Source organism: Colwellia sp. NW0002-52-1 (assembly GCF_057550865.1).
The window spans coordinates 156453-182276 of record NZ_BAAJLU010000001.1 but is presented as its reverse complement, the minus strand read 5'-3'; the positions used below and the strand labels follow the sequence as shown (position 1 = coordinate 182276).

Here is a 25824-nt window from a genome sequence, read left to right as displayed (position 1 = left end):
TACCTTTTTTCTTTTGGAAGGAAAATTATGATTGAGCATCGTCTTCTACGGAGTATATGTCACGCATCTATTGGTACCAACAATTTAGAAAGTGCTAAAGCCTTTTATACGCCGGTATTAGCAACATTAAACATAGCCTTAGTGAGTGAATATGAACAAGCCGTGACATACGGTAAAGGCTACCCTGAGTTTTGGTTGCAACAACCATTTGATAAAATGCCAGCAACGCCAGGTAATGGCGTTCACTTTGGCTTTGTTGCGCTAAATAAACAGCAAGTAGATGATTTTTATCAATGTGCTATTGCTTTGGGTGGAAGGTGTAATGGTGCACCAGGTGCAAGGCCGGAATATGGCACACTGTATTATGGTTGTTTTATTATCGATTTAGATGGTAATAAAATAGAAGCGAGCTATTGGCAAGTTACTGAAAAATAATAGTATGTTGCTATGTTCTGACAACATAATAATTACTTTTTTATCAATAAAAATAATAGTTTATCATTTACACAAAATCGTTTTATACTGTATTTTGTACATAATCGCACATGCTGTTGGAGCGAGAATTTGTTTAGAAGCTTTGTAAAATTCAACTTTCAAAACTGTGCCCAAGTTTTCTTTGTTTTATTGTTAATATCTTGTAAATCAAATGCTTTGCAATCGTTAACGAATAATGACTTTAATGCCTTCCTGCTACGCGCGGAGCAACTTAATAATAGTGATCCTAAAGCTGCTTTAATTTTATTAAATTCACACAAAGATTCATTAAACACTCAACCAATATCTAGCCAAGTAAACTATTACCGTATTCAATCTGCGGCCTATTCAGACCAATCACTTTACAGTTTAAGTGAAGCATCGGCAGAAAAAGGTTTAATGCTAGCTAAACAAATGAGTAATCCAAGTGTATTTATTGCTGAGCTTGCTTATACCAAAGGTTTTTCATTAGAAAGCTTAGGAGATTTCGATAGCGCATTGCAAATATATCAAAATGGCTTAGACGTTGCCCGCTCGATGAATAATCAAGAGCTTACTGCGCGTGGGTTAATGAATATAGGGGCGATATTATATTTACAAAAAAACTACAAGCAGTCGTTAATAACGCTTAACCAGGCGCTAACCTTAGCGAATAATATTGCAGATGAAGCTCTTTTAGGTGACATCAACAGTGAATTGGGTATTTTATACGGCTACTTAGGTGAAGAGAAACAGGCAAATGATTACTTTCAACAATCATACCAGCACTTTAAAAAAGCAGGAAAACATAATTATGCACTGAATAGCTTGCATAATGTGGCTAATAACCATGCTAACCAAAAAAGGTATGAAGAAGCCTTAGAGGTTTATAGAATTTTAGAAAGCGAGATTTTACCTAACACGAGTAATCACTTTATCGCTGGTATTTATCGAAACATAGCTTGGGCATTGGTCAATCAAGAAATGCCTGACACAGAAAATGCTTATCGTTATATTATTTTAGCTGGGGAATACGTAAAAGAAGTTGAGCAACATGCGGTAAAATTACAATATATGGTTGATAAAGCTTTTGTCTTAGAGAAGATGGAGCGTTATCAGGAGGCATTAGATAACTTAGATCAAGCGCAAGCTTTATTGGCGCTTAAAGACAGTAATATCTATGATACCAGTGAATTAAATATTCTATTTTTGAGAGCTAAATTACAGTATGTTTTAGGCGATTACAGTCAAGCTATTGAAACTCAATCTACATTCTTTACAAAATCAATTGCATATAAAAAAGTACGAGAAACTAATGAGGTTGATGAGTTAATTTTACAATATGAAAGTGAAACCGCTCAGCGGCAGAATAACATTCTAGAGAAAAAACAACGATTACAAGATTTACAACTTCAACAAATGACAAGTAATGCTGATAGTCGTGAGATACTCGTTATAATTTTAGCCGTATGTACTTTGCTTTTAGCTTGGTTTTTACTGCGAGTTATTACCGGACAAAAAAACTTAGTTCGAGTAACCAGAATTGATAGTTTAACCGGAGTAGTTAATCGGCGAAGATTGCTTGAATTAGGAGAAGACTTATTCAAGCAGGCGAAAAAAGAACAACAAGCATTTAGTGTTTATATGATCGACATTGATTTTTTCAAACAAATAAATGATAAATTTGGTCATAGTGTTGGAGACAAAGCATTACAAGAAGTTGCCATTATAGGGCAAAATCTAATGCGCGATAGTGATGTTTTTGGTCGATTTGGTGGCGAAGAGTTTATTGCGCTGCTGCCCAATACTGATCATAACCAAGCGTTTGACGTTGCACAGCGACTAAGACAGCATATTGAAGAAACAAACTGGCAAAAGCTGCAACTTAGCCAATTAACCATTAGTGTTGGTGTAGCGACATTTGAGTGTGACAATTATAACGATTTTTCAACTCTGCTAAAAGCCGCAGATGAACAATTATTAAAAGCAAAACATTCTGGTCGAAATAAGGTTAGTTCAGATGCGTAGATATTCTAGAATACATTCTTATCTATTATCTTTTTGGCTAATGATCTTCAGTTTACAAGTTTTTGCTGATGAAGGTATTAATTCACAACAAGCATTTACGTCTGCTGATAACCCTCAGGTTAATGCTCTCAATTCAACTAAAGTTATGGTCATTAGTGGTACAGTGTATTCACTAAAAACCTTGAGTGAACATGATAAGAGCGCAGCCCAAATTAAACTTTTGGAGATACAGTCATCGGGGGTAACATTCAACATCGCTGAACAATACTTATTAAATGTGATTCGTGCCAATATATCAAATACTGAAGGGCAAGAGCATAAAGTTATTAACTGGCTCAATAAAGCAATTGTACTTGAACCATCGCTTGCTAAAAAACAGCTCGACTCACCCTTATTTGCTGATGCTTATTTGCTGTTATCAGCTGTATATCAACGCCAAGGTCAAGATAAATTGGCTTTTGATAATAAGAAAAAGTATATCAAAAAGTATTTCTCACACTTAAAGCAACAAAAAGAGCTACGTGTTAAACGTTTAAATGAAATATATAATATTGAAAAAAAGCATGAAGAGAATGAGCTGCTCGCCCAAAACAATGAAATAAAACAATATGCACTTTCTCGTGCAGAGTCTGACCGTACACAACAACACATTCATATTGCGATTTTTATTGTCGCTGTTAGTGTGTTCTTCTTGTTATTAGTTCGGCAGTTTAAAATACGTCGAGCGTTAAAGTTATTAGCTAAAACAGATAGCTTAACGCAATTGCCAAATCGCCGTTCATTTTTTAGTCGTGGCGATACCTACATGAGTAAAGCATTGTCGTCAGATAAAGAGCTTAGTATTCTCATGCTTGATATTGATGACTTTAAAACAATAAACGACAATTTAGGCCATGATGCTGGCGATAGTGTTATTTGTAATGTTGCCACTTTAGCGGCTGAGACTATGCGTTCACGAGATTTTTTTGCTCGTATTGGTGGTGAAGAGTTTGCAGCGATTTTACCTGACGCTACCATAGAGCAAGCACGCTCTATTGCAGAACATATACGTGAGAAAATTCAAGATAACGCTAGTGCTAATATCAGAGATAATGAAAACCATAAGCAAACGGTAACTGTCAGTATTGGTATTGCGAGTATCAGAGATGTTAAAAAAGATTTCGATAGTTTATTACATGCTGCAGATTTAGCCATGTATCAAGCTAAGGTTAAAGGCTGTAATCAAGTTTATAGTTTCACTAAAGCAGAAAAAGAAAACTAAAATTAATTATCGTTATAAGATATTTATCCGCTAAAAGTATTCTTTCCTCAAGTATAATCAGCTAAGCTACCCCTAGAACAATAATAATAGAAGTTACGTTTAATAACTCGGCATTAATCGAACTTTTAAGGAACAATTTCATGTCAGATGCGATCGACTTTAGTTTAGACGGTATTGAACAACGCCCTTTAAGGCAATTTACTGAAGAAGCTTATTTAAATTACTCTATGTATGTCATTATGGACCGTGCCTTGCCACATATTGGTGATGGATTAAAACCGGTTCAACGTCGTATCGTTTATGCAATGTCAGAGCTTGGCTTGTCTGCGTTGGCAAAATATAAAAAATCAGCGCGTACGGTCGGTGATGTGCTCGGTAAATTTCATCCACATGGCGATTCAGCTTGTTATGAAGCTATGGTGTTAATGGCCCAGCCGTTTTCATACCGATACCCATTAGTTGATGGACAAGGTAACTGGGGTGCTCCTGACGATCCAAAGTCATTCGCGGCTATGCGTTATACTGAAGCCCGTTTATCACGATTTAGTGAAGTTTTATTAGCAGAATTAGGCCAAGGCACCGTTGATTGGTCGCCTAATTTTGACGGCACCATGAAAGAGCCTAAAACATTACCTGCACGCTTACCCCACATATTGCTTAATGGTATTACCGGTATTGCTGTCGGTATGGCAACTGATATTCCGCCTCATAATGTGAGAGAAGTAGCTAGTGCTTGTGTGCACTTAATTGAGCAACCTAAAGCAGAACTGTCAGATTTACTTGAAATTATTCAAGGGCCTGATTACCCAACCGATGCCGAAATAATTACCCCGAAAGCCGATATAGAGAAAATTTATCAAACGGGGCGCGGCAGTATAAAAATGCGCGCAGTGTATGAAATCTTGCATGGTGAAGTGGTTATTACTGCTTTACCACACCAAGCGTCTGGCGGAAAAATATTAGAACAAATTGCGAATCAAATGCAGGCTAAAAAATTGCCGATGGTAGTTGATCTACGTGACGAGTCTGATCATGAAAACCCTATTCGCCTTGTTATTGTGCCGCGTTCAAATCGTGTTGATATAGAACAGCTAATGCAGCATTTGTTTGCTACAACAGATTTAGAGAAAAACTTCCGTGTTAATTTAAACATGATAGGTTTAGACAATAAACCAGCGGTTAAAGATATTAGAACCATTTTAAGCGAGTGGTTAGAATATCGTCGTGAAACTGTGCGACGTCGTTTACAGTATCGATTAGATAAAGTGTTAGCGCGTTTACACATTTTAGACGGCTTACTTATTGCCTATTTAAACATTGATGAAGTTATTGAAATTATCAGAGGTTTTGATAATCCCAAAGCGGAGTTAATGTCTCGTTTTGACTTGTCTGATCGTCAAGCTGAATCAATATTAGAAATTAAATTACGCCAACTTGCCAAGCTAGAAGAAATTAAAATTCGAGCGGAGCAAGACGAATTAAATATTGAACGCGAATACCTTGAAAAAACACTGGGCTCAAAGGCGCGTATGAATACGCTAATGAAGAAAGAAATTTTAGAGGCGGCTGAAAAATATGGTGATGATCGCCGTTCAGTTATTGTAGAACGTAGCGAGGCGAAAGCTTTATCAGAAAAAGATTTAATGCCAAGTGAATCGGTCACCGTAGTGGTTTCTCAAAAGGGTTGGGCACGTTGTGCTAAGGGTCATGACATTGACGCGCAAGCACTCAGCTACAAATCAGGCGATGAATATTTATGCTCAGCTAAAGGGCGCAGTAATCGCCCTGTAGTGTTTATTGACTCAGCAGGCAGGGCATACGCTACCGATGCTCATAGTTTACCTACAGCACGCAGCCAGGGCGAACCATTAACAGGTCGGTTCAACTTAGCCAGTGGTGAGTACTTTGAAAAAGTGCTGATGGCTGATGACGAAAGTCGATACTTATTAAGTAGTGATGCAGGTTACGGTTTTGTCGGTAGCTTTGGCGATATGGTTAGCCGAAATAAAAACGGTAAAGCGCTGCTGAGCTTGTCGGCTTCGGCTAAGGTAATGACCCCAAGAGTTATTACTAATATAGATACCGAATTGGTGCTTTCAATTACCTCTGAAGGGCGGATGTTAGTTTTCCCAATTAAAGATTTACCTGTGTTAAGTAAAGGTAAAGGTAATAAAATTATTAATATTCCAACCGCAAGGGCAAAAGCGCGTGAAGAATATGTAACTTTGCTTGAAGTATTACCACCAGATAGTGCTGTAACTTTACATGCGGGTAAACGAAAGCTGACCTTAAAAGCTAGTGATATTGAGCATTATAAAGGTGAGCGTGGTCGTCGAGGTAATAAATTACCTAGAGGGTTACAGCGTGTTGATAATATTGTTGTTGAGCAAACAGGTGCAGGTTTAGAGCCTGAAACGCCAGAAAGTGAAGCTTAGCTGCATAGTCTCAACAATTACAAAAATGCAGAGCACATAACTCGATTGTAATGCGTGTTTAGCTGAAACTGCAATGAAGCCTTAAGCATAAATATCTTAAGGCTTTTTTATATCTGGTCAAAAGTACCACTGCTAAGGCTAGTGTCATTTTATACTTTGCTTAGTTTGCGCTTTACTCAGGCTCAGTTGAATTACTTTAAAATTAATCTGAGAGTTAAGATGCTTATTAACCCGGCTGCTAGATAGCTGATGTTTCAGGTAGTAATAATTGCTTAATCAAGCCAGCTAACTGTATTATTTTTATATTTGATAATTGTCGATAATCGAAATATGGACAGATAATTAAACCGAACTCAGCATTAATTGCAAAATCATCACTTAGCCAAGTGCTTTCATTAGCTAGGCTAAGCTCTTGTGCATACCCTTTACCCAAGACAATATGTAATTTTGTATTGGGTTTTTCTTTTTTTAAGTCGGCAATGTAGGTAGCTTGCGAATTTGAATTAGTAGTCTGATAATAAGTTATATCAGTCGTGTAGTTTGTTGTTAAGTTAGGCGCTGAAAAAAGTAAGCAGTGCTGACTGTGTGCTTGTAAAAGTTGTTCATCTCTTAATTGTTGCCAACTAGAAAATTTATCAGCTGATAATTCAAATAATAACTTAGCATAAACATTAAATATTTTGCGCCAATGATTCCCCGTTTCTTGGCATATATGACTAATTTCACCAGGTATTAGCGGTTTAATACTATTGAGGTTTTGATACGTTTTGAGGGGCGGGCGATTACGAATGTAGAAAATAATATTGGCGTTATCGTTGCCAAGACCGACAGGGAGATTGAGCATTTTTCTTCTTATACTCACTTGGTATTAATTAATTATTAATAAAAAACCCGGGAAAATTCCGGGTTTTTAGTCGTTTTAAATGTTTTATTAGCACTACATTGCTTACTTAAAACTCTTTCAGCATACTTTCCAAAGAATCATCATATGCTTTTAATTCTTTTTCCAGCTGAAACTTTTCTTTCAGTTGTTCGATTTCACGCCACTTTCTTTTTTTATTATTACTCGGACTTGCTTTCGGCTGAGCGCCTATTGAATCCAATACTTGTTGAAATTTTTCCATGGTATGCTCCTTATTTCTACAACTGCAGCTTTTTAATACCACAATTGTCGATAAAAAAGAAACAATTTTTTGCATTTTAATTACAGAAAATTACATTTCAACTGACATATCAACAAGTTTAATAAAAATTTAAAGCATTGCTTTTAATTGTTGCTCTAGTTTTACTTGGTCAATGGTGAAGTTACGAATACCTTCTGCTAACTTTTCAGTTGCCATAGCATCTTCATTCATTTGCCATCTAAACTGCGCTTCAGTTAAAGCGTCTTCTTGCGCGATTGGTGCTTGTTCACTAAATAGCTTTTGTTCAACTGTTTCTGTTGAATTCGCTAATTCGTCCATTAGGTTAGGGCTAATGGTTAAACGATCACAACCGGCTAATTCAAGTATTTCGCCAATATTGCGGAAACTTGCACCCATTACAACCGTATTGTGACCTTTTGCTTTGTAGTAATTGTAAATGCTAGTCACTGATACAACACCAGGATCTTCACTTGCTGAATAGTCGGTGCGGCCAGTGTCTTTTTTGTACCAATCTAATATGCGGCCAACAAAAGGAGAGATAAGGTAAATGTTAGCTTCAGCACAAGCTTGTGCCTGCGCAAAGCTGAACAGTAATGTTAGGTTACAGTTTATACCTTCACGCTCTAATTGTTCAGCAGCTTTAATGCCTTCCCAGGTAGAGGCTATTTTAATCAATATGCGATCATTACTAATACCAGCTTTGTTGTACATCGCGATAAGTTTATGAGCTTTAGCAATAGACGCTTGCGTATCAAATGAAAGACGAGCATCAACCTCAGTTGAAATTCTACCGGGTACTATCTTTAAAATTTCTAAACCAATTAATACTGACAGTTTATCTGCAGCATCAATCACTTGTTGATCAGCATCAGCAGATTGGGTTTTTGCCCATTCTACCGCTGTTTTTAATAGTTGTTGGTAATTTGGTAATGACGCCGCTTTTAATAATAACGACGGATTTGTTGTGGCATCTTGTGGTTGAAACTTAGCAATAGCTTCAATGTCGCCAGTATCTGCAACAACGGTTGTCATCGCTTTTAATTGTGATAATTGGTCGGTCATAATATGTCCTTGATATAAATAGTGGTACGTATGAGCACGTAAAATTTGATGAAATATTACAACGTTTTTCGAGCAAGATAGGTGAAATTGCTAGGTATCTGTTTTATTCGCTACTATTTGTATCAAATTTTCATAATTTTTCAAGTGCGATAACGAAATAAATTAGATAAAAACGTTATTGTAAGCGGTATAGGCTATTAGTTAGATGATTAATTAATAATGCCACTAATTATATTCGTTTTTTCCTGTGTTATAGTGTGAAAAATTTTTTAAAGTTGAGTAGATATATAATGTTGCTTGTTGTTTCTCCCGCTAAGAATCTTGATTATGAATCCCCCGTTGCTACTGACAAATATACCCAACCTGAGCTGTTAGAACACAGCGAAGTGTTAATGAAAAAGTGTAAAACATTAACCCCAGCAGATATCAGTTCATTAATGGGTATCAGCGATAAGTTGGCAGGGTTAAACGCTGCACGTTTTGGTGAATGGACAACCCCTTTTACGCCAGACAATGCTCGCCAAGCTATATTAGCTTTTAATGGCGACGTGTACACAGGTCTAGACGCTCAAACATTCAGCGAGAAAGATTTTGAATTTGCTCAGCAGCATATGAGAATTTTGTCGGGTTTATATGGCTTATTAAAACCGTTAGATTTAATGCAAGCATACCGTTTAGAAATGGGGAAAAAACTTGATAATGATCGCGGTACTAATTTGTATCAATTTTGGGGTGACATTATTACCGAAAATTTAAATGCGGCAATTGCAGCGCAAGGTGACGATGTATTAATCAACCTCGCATCAAATGAGTACTTTAAATCGGTAAATAAGAAAATATTAAAAGCTGAAATTATTACCCCGGCATTTAAAGATTGGAAAAATGGTCAATACAAAATGATCAGCTTTTTTGCCAAAAAAGCCCGTGGTTTAATGGCCAGGTATATCATTGAAAATCAAATTACTCATGTTGAGAAGCTGAAAGACTTCGACGTGGCAGGTTATCAGTTTTCAAGTGAATTTAGCAAAGGTAATGACTGGGTTTTTACCCGTAAAGAGCTTGATTAGCTTATTCTATTTGGTCAAATCTAAAAGCTATAGACGTTGAATATGATCTTATAGCTTTTAGAATATACTAGTTATATAGGAAGTAACCGATGATATTAGTTAAAAATAATCTTTTAGCTAAGGTAAAAAGCCAGTAGCAATTTTAGTTGTACTGGCTCATTTTTGCAGCTCATATTTTGGGTTAATGATTGACTTTAAATCGACCCACTAAATTAGTTAAATCTTTTGATAATAAAAGTAAGTTATTCGAGCCGTCAGCTAGACTATCAGCAGTACCAGCAATACCCTTTGCTGATTGATTAATGCCACTGATATTGTCATTGATCAAGTCTGATGAACTGCACTGTTGATCTGCAGCTTGCGTAATTCGTGCAATATTTCCCTTCATTTGAACAACTAAAGAACTGATTTCGTTAAAAGATTGATTTGCTTGTGTGATTTTTTCGATAGCTTGTTGCGACTGCTCTACATTCACCCCCATTTGTTGAGAAACCACTCTTGTTTTATCGAGTAAGTTCATTAATACACTATCAATTTCTTCGGTAGCACCGCGCGAACGTTGTGCTAATGTTCTTACTTCATCTGCGACTACAGCAAAACCGCGACCTTGCTCACCTGCTCTTGCTGCTTCAATTGCGGCATTAAGTGCCAACAGATTAGTTTGCTCAGCAATACTTCTAATTACATCTAATATTTTTGTAATATTCTCGCTTTCAAGCTCAAGTGACTTCATCGATTGAGATGATTCACTTAACGATTGATTTAAGGAGCTCACTTCATTTACCGTGATAGAAATTAGCGAAATACCTTCTTTTGAATACTCTTCAGTCTTTGTAATTGTGGCTGAGCTTTCTTGGCAGTCATTTGATGTTTGATGCGCGATATCTGTCATGCTATCGATAAGGTTGTTCACATTATCTATAGATTGTTCTTGCTGGTGACTAACTGATTTCACATCAGCGATTTGCAAACCTGACTCATTTGCTGCCAAATTTAATGTTGAGGCACAGGCTTTAATATCCACAACAAGTTGATGAATTGAGTCTAAGAATTGATTAAACCATTGGGCTAATTCGCTTACTTCATCTTGACCAATAACAGCCAAACGGGCAGTTAAATCACCATCGCCTTGCGCGATATCACGTAAACCCGCAGCCACACGATTAATGGGGTGAACAATTCGATTCGCTAGCCAAAAACCAATAGCAATAAATAATGTCACCATAATAAAGGCAATTACGGAAATGGTCATACTCATACTATATGCAGGAGCTAAAATTTCATCGCTATGAATTACACCAACAAATCGCCATTTTAATTTCTGTGAATAATAACTTGCTACATCAACATCTTTACCTAAGTGTTGAGTAGAGAAATGATCCTGATTTGGTGTTTTTTGTAGTGTAGAAAATAATGAGGAAGGCAGATCTTTAATATTTTTAAAGTTATTTTCAGGTGTTTTGGCATCAGCTAAAACGGTTCCTGAATCATCAATAAGAATAAGATAGCCGCTTTTGCCTAACTTTGTATTACTCAATATATCGGTTAAGGTTGAAAGAGTAACGTCTAGCCCTTGTACACCAACTATTTCGCCCTGTTGGTTTTTCACCGCTAAAGCAGATGTAACTACTGGTTTACCTATAACATCTTGATAGGCTTCGGTAAGAATAGGAATATTTGGAGACGCTAATGCCTGCTTATACCACGGACGTTGTCTAGGGTCATAGTTACCAAGTTCTTCTGAAGGGTATTGAACAAAACCACCTTCTTTGGTGCCAGTGTAGACGTAAAGTAAATCGGGGTGTGACGTACCAAAATCCTCATAAAGCTTGAATAAATCTAATTCTTCGACAGAGTCATTTTTAGGATCCATCATGTGCGCAGCGCCAATATAACTATGTGTATTGTCAGGAAGCTGTGCCGTTAATTTACTTTCAGCTAGAAATTTTACATTGGCTTTGATTTGTTGAAAAAATAGTTGAAAACCATTGTCTACTTGTCTTAATTCATTATGAGTACGTTCTACAAACTGTGATGAAGACTTAGAGATAGTCATGGATATACTGACGATTGCAATGGCAATAATAGGTAAAATAACAGTAGCAGCAAAACTCAAGGTTAGTTTAGAGCGAATATTCATAGCACGTCGTTAAATAGTTGTAAATGTAGCCATAATATAGCTGAGAGTTACGCTGAGACCAAGACTCTTTTACACGCCTTTTTTATATTTACATAATAATATTGCTTAGCTGAAGTACAAGGGGGATAGCCTATAACAGCTCTGAAATTTTTTTTGGGGTAGGCGCTTAAAGATTCAAATACCAATACATTTTAGAATTTATACATCAGCGAGTTGTACTATTTTGAAGGCCTTTAATTTACTGAAATAATTGAATTTTAAACGTGCACTTAAGCTAGTGCTCTTATTTCAGCCAATGCTTTTTCTATTTCCTGCTCATTGTTTATTAGTGAAGGAGCAAATCGAGCGTAGCTTTGTCGATAAGGAGTGCTGCTCATAATAATGCCTTTGCTGTGTAACCTTGTCACTACATCACTAGCACTCATACCTGCAACGTCAAAGCATACTAACCCTGAAGAAAGTTCACTCGATTGAGGAGTATAAAGTGTTACATGGCGCATTTTCCCTAAACCCTCTTTTGTTTGAGTATTCAATTGATGAATACGTTTTTGTACATTGCCTTTGCCTAATTGCATATGAAGCTTAAAGGCCTCAGGTAGAGCCCAGCGGTGCTCAAAAGAGTGAAATCCGCCTGGCGACATATGCTCTCCTACGGGTACTTGTGCTTGAGAGCCATTGCCTAGCCACACATCATAAGAAGCACTAAAGCTTGGAATAACAGGTTCGCTGTTCTCCCATGCACGGTCATTACCCCATATAACACCCGTACCTCTAGGTCCAAAAATCCATTTGTGTGTGCCTGCGACAAAAAAGTCGCAACCTAAAGTGGAGATATCTTCATTTTCAATACCAAAGCCATGTACACCGTCGACACAAAAAAGTATTTGTTGCTCTTTTTTTCTCGCTTGGTTTAAGACTTTAATAGTATCTGCCATTGCCCTAATAGGGAGTTTAACACCTGTTGAAGAATGCACCCATGTAGCTGCAACCACACGAGTGTTTTGGTTAATTCCATTTTTTAAACGCTTAATTATATTAGCGATGTTGACGGTTGAAGGGTTTTCGTAAAGTGCTATTCGACGAACTTTCGCACCTGTGCGTTTAGCTCGATATGCTAATGACATATCTGTTGAGTAGTGGTCATGTACTGTTTGTAAAATTTCTGTACCAGGAGATAATTTTAATCCACTGTAAATCAATGCGAGGCCCATGGTTGTGCTGTCAGTTAGCGCAATATTGTTAGCTTTTCCTCCCATATACTCTGCTGCTGACTCAGCAATATCATTGTCAATTGTTTCAAATCGTTGATGCCAATAATCAGCAGGATTTTCATCTAGGCCCCGTCTATGCATTTCAATGGCATCGGAAACCGGCTTAGGATGGGAAGCTAATAAAAATGTAGATAGTTGAATATATTTTTTGGTTAAGGGGAATAAGTCTCTCAAGGCAGCCCAATCAGCGGGGGCGATAGTTTCACTTTTATTAATGGAAGAGTGTGTACCTGCTAGCAAATCTCTAGAAGCCAATAAACTCGCACCAATACTAACACCCAAACCAGTTAAAAAATTTCGTCTTAACATAAGATTATCCTTTGTAATGAATAACAAGATAGTTTTTTAGTACTGTACATAGGTAGCTAAAATTCTTGGAGTTGGCCTTTAAGGGCGACTGCAAATTAATTTACTGCTTGAAACTTAGTGCATAAAGTGAAATTTTTCCAGTTTCAAACACCAAGAAAATTGAGCTGGCAAAAAGATATTCTGAGGCTTGGCTCGTTAAAGTTTCTGAAATGTTGGTGTCGTTGTCATTAAAGTACAGAACAAGAGACGCGTTTAATGTACTTACATATAGCGAAAAAATTTAATTAGCATTTACGTTATTAAAAAAAACCTAAACGTGAACGTTTAGGTTTTTGGCTAATAACTGACAGCTTGTAACTTAAAGCTACTTTAAGCAGTTATTATACTGTGCTTTTTTAATATGAGTTCGTAAGGTAATAATCGATTAGTTAACCGGATTATATTTATTTAGGAACTGAATTACTTTTTCATAATAGGCAATTCTATTTTTAGGCTTGTAAAAGTAATGTCCTTCATTTTCAATTTCAAACCATTGATATTGCTTCTTATACTTCTTTAATTGTTTTATTAATACCTCAGCTTGTTTTACATCCACTGTGTCATCTTTGGTACCATGTACTATTAATACAGGGGACTTTAAATGTTCAATAGCGTTAATGGGTGAATGATTGCTTTGTATATCCTCTAATCCTATTCTTTTAGTTAAGGCTCTGCCAACTTCTGGCTTTTCATCTTCAACTTGCAGTTGTATATCGTAAACACCTGAAGTTGCGATTGAGCATTTGAATAAATCAGGTGCGATAATACTACTTTGAATCGCGCTATAACCGCCAAAGCTCGCCCCCATAATACATAGACGACTTTTATCTAAATATTGTTTTTCTACTAGGTAGTCTATGCTGTCGAGAATATCAAATTGGACTTTTTCTCCCCATTGTTTAAAGCCTGAAGCTTCAAACTCCCAACCAAAGCCTGTAGAGCCACGAAAATTAACTTGAACAACGGCATATCCGCGTGACGACAACAATTGTACTTCAGGGTCAAACCCCCAATAATCACGTGAATGTGGACCACCGTGGACTAATATCACTGCAGGAGGTGGTGCATTGTCTATTTTTACCGGCAAGGTTATATACCCCTGAATAGGAGTGTTATCTCTTGCCATAAAGTTAAAAGAATATTGAGGATTCAATTGCTCTGTATTGACATTTTTATTGCTGTTAGCAACAAAAGTTAGTTTGCTTTGTTCGCTATCAAACAAGTACCATAACGTTGGTTGAATATCACTTGAGAGGGTAATAAGTGCTTTTGTTTCGTCTGTACTGTTCCAGTTTACGTTAACTCTATAGCCTGCAAACTTTTCTAAAAAACCAGAAAGTTGCTGTGCCATAGTATGGTTGTTATCTAAAATTTTATATTGTGGGTATGCATCAAAGTACGAAACCGCATAAGGGATGTTTTCTTTATCTAAATACAACCAGTTGGTATCATATCCATCAACTTGATATAAAGGGCTGAGTTCTTTATTCATTGGGTCAAAAAGGCAAATAGATATTGTGTTGTTGCCACAGTAATCACTAACGATGAGTTTTTCTTCATCTTTGTATTTACTAATGATTGATAAATTATCGCTAGCATCAAGTAATGGATATTCTAGCCATGATTCATCTTCAAAATCATAACGCGCTATAATGTTATTTTCATTCTCTTGTTTACTACTAAGCCAAAGTTCTTGGTGAGTATCAAAGTAATGTAATCTAGTTGATTTGTGGTCTGCGTTGCTATCATCAACTTTCGCTAACGTTTCTGTTTTTCCGTTATATATATTTAATTTAAAGACCCACATGCCCTTATCTTGATATTGCGATGTTGAAATGATGATGTGCTCAGGATCATTTTCTAACATGCTGATTATTTTAGGGTGGGCTAAATGTTTTTCGTAGTCGAGTGACTGAACATTCTTCTTGATTTTCCCTCTACTCACTAAAGAACGAATGCCAAAAATAAACCTTCCTTCTGCTTGATCGATGTTAATACTATAAATTTCACCGTAATAGGCCTTTCTTTCTTTTTTTCTTTGTTTACTAGAGAGAAAAATAAGTAATCTTTCGTTATTTGCCCATGAGTAGCTTCCAACATTGTCTTTATTGGCAAAAGAAATTTGATTAATTGCTTTCATCGTTCCAACGGCAACTACGACAAGAACTGACGTACCTTGTTGATTCTTTATTAAAGCAATATGTTTACCGTCTGGTGATAAACGAACATCTCGGTAGTCATCATCCTGAAATAGGGCGCTAATAGCTAATTTTTGGGGGGTAACATGGTTTGATACTTGTGCTGAAACTATTAAACTGCAGCCAAACATAAGGCAAAACAAGATAATAAACTTCATTGTTTGAAAGTACATAAAACATCCTTTTATCATATATTATATTTTGAACGATTATATCTGCCCTTTTTAATGAAGGGAAATCCCCATTGCTATTAAATTAATTTAAGTTGTTAGAATTATTGTGTTTTTAGATAGCTATAATGAAGCTTTGATGAATTGATGTGGTGTGATTTTTTTTGTTGATGTTCGTATTTTTACCTGACAATTAATCATACTTTAAGAACGTACTCGTTTAATTATCAGTCGTTTAGTCATAGTCATAGTTCTAGTTTAACAATCACTAAAACAAAAAAACCTAAACGAGATCGTTTAGGTTTTTAGCTAATAACTGACAGCTGAAAGCTTGTAACTTAAAGCTATTTTAAAACAGTTATTACTTTTTAGCGCGTTTCGCCATTTTTTTAGCTTTAGCTTTCTTTTGAGCAACAGTTCTTTTAACTTTGGTTTTTTTCGTGGCAACACGTGCTTCTTTATATTTCGGTCTTAGTGCTTCAATTACGCGACGAGCTAAACGCTCTTTAATATAGCGCTCAATTTTGCCTATTACCGTCATGTCATGTGCTTCTACCAATGAAATAGCCGTGCCTTTATTACCTGCACGGCCTGTGCGACCAATACGGTGTAGATAAATATCAGCGGTGCGAGGCATATCAAAGTTTATTACATGGGTTATATCATCAATATCAAGACCACGTTCAGCAACATCGGTGGCTACAAGTACATTCACCGTGCCATTGCGTAAACGCTCAACAGAGGTGTTACGTTTGTCTTGTTGCATTTTACCTTCAAGCCATACACAAGGCATGTTTTCAGCATAAAGTTTGCCTGATAGGTACTGTACGGTTTCACGTTTATTGGCAAAAACAAGTGCTCGTTCGACTTCTTCTTGTTGCAATATGTTCATTAACAAAGCGAATTTATGTTCTTTATCGTCTGCTAAATGCATCCATTGATGAATTTTAGCTTTTTCTTTACGTGAAGGATTCGCTTCTAAAAATACGGGGTCGTTTAAAAGTTCGCGAGAAAAACGTACTACAGCTGCACCTTCAAGCGTTGCAGAAAATAGCATGGTTTGTTTACGCCAGCGCGCTTCACCTACAATGCGATTAATGGTTTCCGCAAAACCCATGGCAAGCATGCGATCAGCTTCATCTAAGATTAGAATTTCTATTTCACGACTATCAAATTGCTCGCTTTCAATGTATTCCATTAAGCGACCAGGCGTTGCAACTAAAATATCAGTATGGCCGGTAAGCACTTCTTTGTGGCTACCGTAGTTAACACCACCAGTAATTACCGCAGATTTAATGTTGGTTAGCGCAGTTAATTTTACACACTGTTCATAGGTTTGAATGGCAAGTTCACGCGTTGGTGACAAAATTAACACACGCGGAAAACCTTGGCCTCGTCGTGGGTAATCCAGTAAATGCTGAGCGGCAGGTAACAAAAACGCTGCTGTTTTTCCGGTTCCTGTTGGGGCTGAAGCTAATACGTCTTTGCCGGTCATAGCAACAGGAAGTACTAATTCTTGGATAGACGTTGGCTTTTTAAAGCCTGCTTTTTCAATGCCGCCTAATAACGCGGAATCTAGGTCAAACTGCTCAAACATGTAATAATTTTCTTTGGGGATTAATAACGCGGATTATAATGGCAAAATCAGTTTTTTCCTAAAGATCTTGCCAAATTAGTCTATTTATTATCATATTTCGCTTAATCAGCGAGAATATCAGCGATTTCAAGGTTAATTTGTTGGCACCATAGTTTAATGCGCTCTTCACTGGCATCGTATTGGTTGTCTTCATCAAGCGCTAAACCAACAAATTGTTGTTTATCTTCAGTTAAGGCTTTTGACTCGGCAAATTCATAGCCCTGATTTGGCCAATAGCCAATAACATAGCCGCCTTGAGCCTGCACTTGTTCATGCAGCATACCCAATGCATCTTGAAACCAATCAGTGTAGCCAATTTGATCGCCCATGCCATACAGAGCAATAATTTTACCTTCTAGATCAATATCGGCAATTTCAGGCCAATGTGATTCCCAATCTTCTTGAATTTCACCATAGTCCCAAGTAGATATTCCCAAAATTAAAATATCGTGATTTGCCATTTCAGCTAATGGTGTATCTTTTATATTAAATAAACTGACCATATCAGCGCCAAGTTCTGCCTGAATTTTTTCTGCAGCTATTTCGGTATAACAAGTGGTTGAGCCGTAAAATAATGCGATGTTCATTTATAATTTACCGAGTTTTAATACAAACCACTTTCGGTGGTTAGTGAGCTAATGGCGAGATTTTAACAAAATCTCAGTAAATAAGAAGCTTTGCATGCGTGGATAAATAAATACTTTATTGTAAATATTGGTTATTGGTAGGCTTAGTGTTATTGCAATTATACTATTTTCACTGTAATTTTAGCGGCATTAGAGCGGTCTTTGTATTTACCCTAAATTGCAATTGTAATTTTCCGCTAATTTCCGCTCACTCATTAAGGTTTGAATTTACTTATGTATAAAAAAATTATATTGGCTGCCACATTCGGTGTACTAAGTTTAACGAACAATGTTACTGCATTCGCTGAGCCTGTTTCGTCTGCAAATAACAGTGTAATGTTACCTGTGGCGCAATCAACTGAAATAGCTGCTGTTAAAGCAAAACTTTCACAAACGTTAGGTTTTAATGTTGCCAGTATTAAAGCTTCACCAATGCCAGGTGTTGTGGAAGTATTAACCGATCAAGGCTTGTTTTACGCAAGTGCTGATGGCAACTTTTTATTGCATGGAAAAATGTATGGTTTAGGCGATAACGTTAGTAATTTAACGGAAGAAAGTTTAGCGCAAGTGCGTGTTGATGGCATGGTTAAATTTTCAGATAATATGATTGTCTATCCAGCTAAAAATGAAAAGCATGTGGTAACAGTATTTACTGATATTACTTGTGGTTATTGTCGTAAAATGCATGAACAAATGAGTGCCTACAACGACAAAGGTATAACGGTGCGTTACTTAGCGTATCCGCGTGCCGGTGTGAAAGATCGTAATGGAAGTTATTCTCAAGGCTTTAAAGATCTTCGCTCAATTTGGTGTCATGAAGATGCAGAAACAGCATTAACAAAGGCAAAAAGTGGCTCATCTGTTGCTGCCCGTATTTGTGAAGCGCCGATTGAAGAAGAATTTAACTTTGGTCGTCAAGTGGGCGTAACAGGTACACCTGCAATTATGCTTAAAAATGGCATGATGGTGCCAGGCTATCAAGACCCTGATAAACTATTTACCTTACTAGAAACTACTCAACAAGGTAGTTAATACCCCGTAAATAATACACTTGTGTTAGGTACGTTATTGTTTTTATTAGAAATGGCAAGTAATTAACTTGCCATTTTTGTTTCTATCGTTTTTGGCATTTTAAGTATTAAGGTGCATTTATGCATAAAGAGATCATACGTCGAGATCAAGTAAGTGATGAGCATTTACCTGATACTTTGCACCCTATTATTCGACAAATATATGCGCGACGTGGTGTTACAAGTAAAGACCAGCTTGAATTAACCGCTTCACATCTTTGTGCTGTTGATACCTTAAAAGGGCTGCCTGAAGCTTGCGAACTTTTATACCAAGCGCTGAAAGATAAAAAGAATATTATAATAATAGGTGACTTTGATGCTGATGGTGCCACGAGTACGGCATTAATGATGGAAGCTTTGCAGATGCTAGGCTCTTCCAATCATCACTTTTTAGTGCCTAATAGGTTCAAATATGGTTATGGCTTAACACCTGAAATAGTTGATATTGCCGCTTCACAAGGTGCACAAGTATTAGTTACTGTTGATAACGGCATTAGCTGTATGGCGGGTGTTAAAAGAGCGAAAGATCTTGGATTACAAGTGATAGTGACAGATCATCACCTTCCTGGAGCGGATACACCGCCTGCCGATGCCATTGTTAACCCAAACCAGCGCGGTTGTAATTTTGCGAGTAAATCGTTGGCGGGTGTTGGCGTAGCATTTTATTTTATGTTGGCATTAAGAAAATATTTACGCGAACAACAATGGTTTGAAGCACAAGACTTTAAAGAACCTAATATTGCGCAATTACTCGATTTAGTCGCATTAGGCACAGTTGCCGATGTGGTGTCACTTGATGCCAATAATCGCATTTTAGTTGAGCAAGGCTTAAAACGTATTCGAGCTGGTGCCACACGCCCAGGCATACAAGCGTTAATTGAAATAGCAGGGAAGAGCCAACAAAAGTTAGTTGCTAGTGACTTTGGTTTTGCTTTGGGGCCTCGAATAAATGCCGCAGGGCGTTTAGATGATATGGCCTTTGGTATTAATTGTTTATTGGCAAAAGACTTATCAACAGCAAGAGTAATGGCGGCCGACTTAGATGATTTAAATAAAGCACGTCGTGAAATTGAACAAGGTATGCAAGTTGAAGCTGAACAGGTGCTAGCGAGTTTAAAGTTTAGTGAAGACAATTTACCCAATGGCATTAGTTTGTTTCATAGTGACTGGCATCAAGGTGTTATTGGCATTGTGGCTGGGCGATTAAAAGAAAAATATCATCGACCGAGTATCGTTTTTGCGAAAGGTAACGATGATCTTGATGAGCAAAGCGCTGCGGTTAATTCGGCAGAAATAAAAGGCTCTGCTCGTTCAATTCCAGGCCTGCATATTCGAGATCTATTAGAATACATTGACAGCCAACATCCGGGAATTATTATCAAATTTGGTGGCCATGCCATGGCTGCTGGTTTATCGATAGTGGCGGATAAATTTCAACAGTTTTCAATACTTTTCGAGAAGTATGCCGAGCAGTGGTTAAGCAAAGAAGCGCTTACGGGCACTATATCTTCTGACGGCGAGCTATTAACAAGCGATATCACGCTGACTTTTGCTCAAGTATTACGTGAAGCAGGCCCGTGGGGACAAAATTTTCCAGAACCCGTGTTTGATGATACTTTTACCTTAGTTCAGCAGCGTATTGTTGGCGAAAAACACTTAAAGTTAGTGGTAGAAAAAGATCAGCAAATTTTTGATGCTATTGCGTTTAATGTTGATATTAAACGTTGGCCAGATCATCAAGCAAAGCAGGTTAAGTTAGCCTACCGTTTAGATATTAATGAGTTTAGAGGCAAGCAAACGGTACAATTAATGGTTGAACAATTGGCTTGAAAATTATCAGAAAAATTGCCGTTTTATTTGCTTAGATTATTGAAGTTAAAAAACAGTTAGAAAAATATAAAAAAATGACATTTCAAAGCACAAGCAAGCGTTTATTTAGTCGTATAATTAAGCTACAATGCGCGACTGTTTTTTGGTTCTATTGACCAATTATATTCAACCATAACGGCGTATCAGTAAAAGTATGTTAGAAGTAAACCCTGTACTCAATAAAGTTAAAGAAATTCGCGAACGCACCAATTTGCTTCGGGGGTACCTTTGACTACGACCAAAAGTCAGAACGTTTGGTTGAAGTTACACGCGAATTAGAGTCAGCTGATGTTTGGAATGATCCAGAACGAGCACAAGCTTTGGGTCGTGAACGCGCAGCATTAGAAGCTGTTGTTGAAACCATTGACGAGATGGACTCTGGTTGTGAAGATATCGAAGGCCTAGTAGAACTTGCTGTTGAAGCTGAAGATGAAGAAACTTTTAACGACGCAGAAGCGGAAACAAAAGCGTTAGAAGCCAGCCTTGAAAAATTAGAATTTCGCCGTATGTTCTCTGGTGAACATGACGCTAATAACTGCTACTTAGATATTCAGTCAGGCTCAGGCGGCACAGAAGCACAAGATTGGGCTGAAATGCTAATGCGTATGTATCTGCGTTGGGGCGAAGCTAACGGATATAAAACTGAAGCAATTGAAGTAACCGGTGGTGATGTTGCTGGCATTAAAGGTTGTACCATTAAGTACACCGGCGAATATGCTTTTGGTTGGCTGCGAACAGAAACCGGCGTGCATCGTTTAGTAAGAAAATCTCCGTTTGACTCAAGTGGTCGTCGTCATACATCGTTTGCTTCTGCATTTATTTATCCAGAAATTGACGACAATATTGAAATTGATATTAACCCAGCAGATTTACGCATAGATACCTTTCGTGCCTCAGGCGCTGGTGGTCAACATGTTAACAAAACTGACTCTGCTATTCGTATAACGCATGTACCAACGGGGGCTGTAGTGGCGTGTCAAGCCGATCGTTCTCAGCATAAAAACCGTGCAACAGCAATGAAGCTATTAAAAGCTAAGCTGTATGAAATGGAAATGCAAAAACAGAATGAAGGTAAGCAAGAATTAGAAGACGGAAAATCTGATATCGGTTGGGGTAGTCAAATTCGCTCTTATGTTTTAGATGACAGCCGTATTAAAGATTTACGCACCGGAATAGAAAACCGCAATACGCAAGCCGTATTAGATGGTGATTTAAATAAATTTTTAGAAGCTAGTTTAAAATCTGGCTTATAATAACCATTTCATTACGTTATTAGTCACTTGTGTTAGCTAAAACAATTCAAAGCGCTATATCTTGATTTGTTTTTCTTTGCACAATAAATTGATAAACCTAATGAAGCAGTTATAAACACATTCATTAACTTAAATAGAATATTACGTTAAACACGAGAAATAAAATGACTGATCAAGCAAACCAAGACGAAAACAAATTGATTGCCGAGCGTCGTGGCAAATTAGCAAAAATTCGCGAAAACTGTCCGGCTAATGGCCACCCTAACAAGTTTGACCGAAAACATTATGCTGCTGATTTACAAGCCCAGCACGGTGAAAAAGATAAAGAAACGCTTGAAGCTGAATCTGCTGAATACAGCATTGCTGGTCGTGTTATGGCAAAACGTGGTCCATTTTTAGTACTACAAGATATGACCGGCCGTATTCAGGCTTACGCGCATAAAACAGTGCAAAAAGATATTAAAGAGCGTTGGGGCACTTTAGATATTGGCGATATTATTGGTGTAACCGGTACTATGCACATGTCTGGTAAAGGTGACTTATACGTTAACATGGACAAGTACGAACTTTTAACAAAGTCGCTTCGTCCATTACCTGAAAAATTTCATGGTTTATCAGACGTTGAAACTAAGTATCGTCAACGTTATGTTGATTTGATCATCAACGAAGATACCCGTAACACTTTTAAAGTTCGCTCAAAAATTGTTGATGGAATTCGTAAGTTTCTAACTGACCGTGATTTTATGGAAGTTGAAACACCAATGCTACAAACTATTCCTGGCGGCGCATCAGCTAAACCATTTGAAACTTTTCATAATGCCTTAGATATTCAAATGTATATGCGTATTGCCCCGGAGCTTTATTTGAAGCGTTTGGTTGTTGGTGGTTTTGAAAAAGTATTCGAAATTAACCGTAACTTCCGCAACGAAGGTTTATCAACTCGTCATAACCCAGAATTTACTATGATTGAATTCTACCAAGCTTATGCTGACTATCATGATTTAATGAACCTTACTGAAGATATGCTACGTACGTTAGCTGAAGACGTAATGGGAACTTCTGTTATTCGAAATACCATTAAAAATGCTGATGGCGAAGTTGTAGAAGAGAAGTTCTATGATTTTGGCGAGAAATTTACTCGTTTATCAATGGTTGACGCGATTTTATTACACGGTAATAATTTAGACGAAAACATTTTACGTAACCCAGAAGAAAACTTTGACGCGCTTAAAGCGATGGCAAAATCTGTTGGCGTTAAAGAAACTGACGCATCTAAAGTTTGGGGTGCAGGTAAGTATATTTGTGAAATTTTTGAAGAAGTTGCCGAGCACATGCTTGATCAACCAACTTTCATCACAGAATACCCGTGGGAAGTTTCACCACTAGCGCGTCGTAATGACGATAACCCATTTATTACCGACCGTTTTGAGTTCTTTGTTGGTGGCCGTGAATTAGCCAATGGTTTCTCTGAGCTTAATGATGCAGAAGACCAAGCAGAACGTTTCCAAAACCAAGTTGAAGGTAAAGACGCAGGTGATGACGAAGCTATGCACTTCGATGCTGACTACATACAAGCATTAGAATATGGTTTACCGCCAACAGCAGGTGAAGGTATCGGTATCGATCGATTAGTGATGTTATTTACTGACTCACCAACGATTAAAGACGTTATTTTGTTCCCGCACATGCGTCCATTAGCCGAGTAAACTTATTTGGCCGGAATTTAATCATTACTGGTTAAATTCAAACTAAGTAAATATTGGTAGCTGCGATTTTAGTATGAGTTAATAGCTCTGTCTTAAATCGCAGTTATATCATTCCAAGTTGGTATTACATCATTCATTCTTTAACGTTAAATTTCTGACATACCTTTCAATATCTTTGCTAGATATTTTTTTGTTCTATCTTCTTTATGCTGCCTTATTTGTACTCCTTCTTTTATTACTTTCACTGTTATTGTGCTTAAAGATTTTTTGAATTAAATCACTGATCTATTTATCGGTATTGATATAATGCTTAATATTAAAAAAGTTGCTTAACTCTTTCGGCTACATCAATGTATTCGACTATTTATGTTATTGAAAATTAAAGTGCTAATAGGATGCATCGTATGAAAATAAAAGTGTGGGATTTACCTGTTCGGATTTGTCATTGGTTATTAGTCATTATTATTGCTTTTCAATTTATCAGTGTAAAAGTGTTAGATGAATCAATGCTATCTAACGCTACTCAATGGCACTTTTATGGCGGATACGCTTGCCTTGCACTCGTTATTTTTAGAATTTTGTGGGGAATATTAGGTACTTACTATGCTAAATTTAGCCAATTTGTAAAATCTCCGATTAAAACCTTTCATTATTTACGTGGCAGGGGAGTACAAAATCACATTGGGCATAATCCCGCAGGTGCTTATTCTGTTATCGCTTTGTTGTCATTAATACTCGCGCAGGCGGTTAGTGGCTTATTCACCACCGATGATATTTTTAATGATGCACCTTACTTCGGTGTACTGAACGATTTTTGGCAAACTGTGGCTAATTTTGTGCATCACAATGTAGTCTACGTACTTTTAGGCTTTATTGTTTTACATATCGGCGCAATTTTGTTTTATAAAATCAAACACAAAGACAACTTAACCAGTGCAATGGTCACAGGTAATAAAACAGTACATAAAAGTGTGCATTCTCAAGGGCCGTTTCCATGGTTAGGCTTGATAGTCTGTGTAGCGATTACAGCGCTAACCGTTTACTTAATTATTGAAGTATGGCCACCTGAGCCAGTAGAAGATTATTTTGGCTATTAATGGTCTAAAATTGATAGATTAAGTAAAGCTTTTATTTTTCAACTATTTAGGGTTTGGTAAGGGGAAAGATAAAAAAGTGTGCTCTCATTGATTTTATTCACTCAGAGCACACATTTGATAATGCCAATTTGATTAATTAAGTGAGCTACCTTTTCATTTTAAGCATTAAAAATGAGTAGCTAATTCATCAAATTTCTATAAGGATTTAATCTTTTTTGTAGTCGTCATGGCAAGACTTACAGCTTCCGCCAACGGCTCCGATAGCTTTTTTAAAGCTACCTGTTTCATTTTTTTCGCCAGCCATTTTTAAGTTATTAGCAGCAGTAACTAAGTTATCTACTTTATCGCTAAAATCTTTATGATTAGTCCAAATGCTGTCTTTAGCATCAGTGTTTATATTGAATTTTGAGGTATCTAGTGAAAAGTAGTCATGCATCATAGGTGCTAAAAAGGCGATACGTTCAGCATTTTTTGTGATCACGTCGGCATCCATCGGTATTTTACCTTTCGCCATGGCACCTAACGGGCCCATATTACTACTAATTAGCTGAAATACAGACTTACGGTAGGTAGTTACTGCTTGCGCTTGTTTTTCATTGCTTGCTTGCTTTACTTCAGTGGCTTGCGCGCTACTTGATAATGCTAAGAAGCTTGTTGTTGATAAAGCTGCTGTAAGTAATATTAGGCTTGGTAATGTTTTCATGGGCTTTCCTTATTAATAAAATTGTACTTTGACTTAATTTACCTCAAATACCCAAGGTAGTCTATTTAAGTGCTATGGTGAATTGACTGACTCAGTTACCTAGTATGCAAATTGTTAATTGGTGATAAATAACATTAAGACAAAAAAGGCGATGATGGTGCCATTAAAAGCAAATATATAACCAAAGCCTTTTAAACCCTCTTTTATCGTATAGTTATTGCTTTTTAAATACCAATACCAAATAGCACACATAAGAATGGGAACGAGAAAAAATAGTTTGATCATA

20 protein-coding genes are annotated in these 25824 nt (G+C 37.1%); 10 read left to right on the top strand and 10 right to left on the bottom strand.

Annotated elements, in window-relative coordinates:
* The first annotated feature begins 27 nt into the window (after positions 1-27).
* The 4 genes from AC27H3_RS00735 to parC all read left to right on the top strand — a co-directional run bounded on the left by AC27H3_RS00735 (position 28) and on the right by parC (position 6177).
* A complete protein-coding gene (locus AC27H3_RS00735; protein WP_487102932.1) occupies positions 28-435 on the top strand; it encodes a VOC family protein in 408 nt (135 codons plus the stop codon).
* 129 nt (positions 436-564) lie between these two features.
* Positions 565-2481 carry a diguanylate cyclase gene (locus AC27H3_RS00730; protein WP_487102931.1) on the top strand — a complete coding sequence of 639 codons (1917 nt, stop codon included), beginning with the start codon at positions 565-567 and terminating at the stop codon, positions 2479-2481.
* Positions 2474-3742 (top strand): GGDEF domain-containing protein, encoded by a 1269-nt coding sequence (locus AC27H3_RS00725; protein ID WP_487102930.1) that lies wholly within the window; start codon positions 2474-2476, stop codon positions 3740-3742. Before AC27H3_RS00730 ends, AC27H3_RS00725 begins: the two co-directional genes overlap by 8 nt.
* Before the next feature lie 140 nt (positions 3743-3882).
* Positions 3883-6177: a DNA topoisomerase IV subunit A gene (gene parC, locus AC27H3_RS00720; protein ID WP_487102929.1), complete on the top strand. Its 2295-nt coding sequence runs from the start codon at positions 3883-3885 to the stop codon at positions 6175-6177.
* A 238-nt stretch (positions 6178-6415) separates the two neighbouring features.
* On the opposite strand, the gene AC27H3_RS00715 is transcribed toward parC, so the two are convergent.
* The 3 genes from AC27H3_RS00715 to tal form a co-directional block, all read right to left on the bottom strand.
* Complete coding sequence (locus AC27H3_RS00715; protein ID WP_487102928.1) at positions 6416-7021, bottom strand: DUF6942 family protein; 606 nt, start codon at positions 7019-7021, stop codon at positions 6416-6418.
* A 106-nt stretch (positions 7022-7127) separates the two neighbouring features.
* A complete protein-coding gene (locus AC27H3_RS00710; RefSeq protein ID WP_085304108.1) occupies positions 7128-7301 on the bottom strand; it encodes a DUF3545 family protein in 174 nt (57 codons plus the stop codon).
* Positions 7302-7430: 129 nt separating this feature from the next.
* Complete coding sequence (gene tal, locus AC27H3_RS00705) at positions 7431-8384, bottom strand: transaldolase (RefSeq protein ID WP_487102927.1); 954 nt, start codon at positions 8382-8384, stop codon at positions 7431-7433.
* A gap of 290 nt (positions 8385-8674) precedes the next feature.
* Here tal and yaaA point away from each other — a divergent pair, with 290 nt between their 5' ends.
* The gene (gene yaaA / locus AC27H3_RS00700) at positions 8675-9451 is read left to right on the top strand and encodes a peroxide stress protein YaaA (RefSeq protein WP_487102926.1); all 777 of its coding nucleotides are present in this window, start codon (positions 8675-8677) and stop codon (positions 9449-9451) included.
* Positions 9452-9632: 181 nt separating this feature from the next.
* Here the strand turns inward: yaaA and AC27H3_RS00695 are convergent, their stop codons facing one another.
* The 5 genes from AC27H3_RS00695 to fldB form a co-directional block, all read right to left on the bottom strand.
* A complete protein-coding gene (locus AC27H3_RS00695; protein ID WP_487102925.1) occupies positions 9633-11591 on the bottom strand; it encodes a methyl-accepting chemotaxis protein in 1959 nt (652 codons plus the stop codon).
* 269 nt (positions 11592-11860) lie between these two features.
* Entirely contained in the window at positions 11861-13171 is a 1311-nt protein-coding gene (locus tag AC27H3_RS00690) for an aminotransferase class V-fold PLP-dependent enzyme (protein WP_487102924.1), read from the bottom strand.
* Positions 13172-13595: 424 nt separating this feature from the next.
* Entirely contained in the window at positions 13596-15581 is a 1986-nt protein-coding gene (locus tag AC27H3_RS00685; RefSeq protein ID WP_487102923.1) for a S9 family peptidase, read from the bottom strand.
* A 358-nt stretch (positions 15582-15939) separates the two neighbouring features.
* The gene (srmB, locus tag AC27H3_RS00680; RefSeq protein WP_487102922.1) at positions 15940-17175 is read right to left on the bottom strand and encodes an ATP-dependent RNA helicase SrmB; all 1236 of its coding nucleotides are present in this window, start codon (positions 17173-17175) and stop codon (positions 15940-15942) included.
* 101 nt (positions 17176-17276) lie between these two features.
* On the bottom strand, positions 17277-17801 hold the full coding sequence (gene fldB / locus AC27H3_RS00675; RefSeq protein WP_487102921.1) for a flavodoxin FldB: 525 nt from the start codon (positions 17799-17801) through the stop codon (positions 17277-17279).
* A 273-nt stretch (positions 17802-18074) separates the two neighbouring features.
* Here fldB and dsbC point away from each other — a divergent pair, with 273 nt between their 5' ends.
* The 5 genes from dsbC to AC27H3_RS00650 all read left to right on the top strand — a co-directional run bounded on the left by dsbC (position 18075) and on the right by AC27H3_RS00650 (position 24835).
* Positions 18075-18872, top strand: coding sequence for a bifunctional protein-disulfide isomerase/oxidoreductase DsbC (gene dsbC / locus AC27H3_RS00670; protein ID WP_487102920.1), 798 nt, complete (start codon positions 18075-18077; stop codon positions 18870-18872).
* Positions 18873-18991: 119 nt separating this feature from the next.
* Positions 18992-20740, top strand: a complete 1749-nt coding sequence (gene recJ, locus AC27H3_RS00665; protein WP_487102919.1) for a single-stranded-DNA-specific exonuclease RecJ — start codon at positions 18992-18994, stop codon at positions 20738-20740.
* Between the two features lie 193 nt (positions 20741-20933).
* Positions 20934-22032, top strand: a protein-coding gene (gene prfB, locus AC27H3_RS00660) for a peptide chain release factor 2 (protein WP_198946907.1) whose coding sequence is annotated in 2 segments (ribosomal slippage) — positions 20934-21008 and positions 21010-22032 — 1098 coding nt in all. Because the reading frame shifts where the segments join, the coding sequence is not laid out codon by codon here.
* Positions 22033-22196: 164 nt separating this feature from the next.
* Positions 22197-23738: a lysine--tRNA ligase gene (gene lysS / locus AC27H3_RS00655; RefSeq protein WP_487102918.1), complete on the top strand. Its 1542-nt coding sequence runs from the start codon at positions 22197-22199 to the stop codon at positions 23736-23738.
* A gap of 404 nt (positions 23739-24142) precedes the next feature.
* Entirely contained in the window at positions 24143-24835 is a 693-nt protein-coding gene (locus tag AC27H3_RS00650; protein WP_487102917.1) for a cytochrome b/b6 domain-containing protein, read from the top strand.
* A gap of 205 nt (positions 24836-25040) precedes the next feature.
* Here the strand turns inward: AC27H3_RS00650 and AC27H3_RS00645 are convergent, their stop codons facing one another.
* Positions 25041-25538 (bottom strand): c-type cytochrome, encoded by a 498-nt coding sequence (locus AC27H3_RS00645; RefSeq protein WP_487102916.1) that lies wholly within the window; start codon positions 25536-25538, stop codon positions 25041-25043.
* 114 nt (positions 25539-25652) lie between these two features.
* A complete protein-coding gene (locus AC27H3_RS00640) occupies positions 25653-25823 on the bottom strand; it encodes a hypothetical protein (protein WP_198946908.1) in 171 nt (56 codons plus the stop codon).
* Position 25824: the final 1 nt, after the last annotated feature.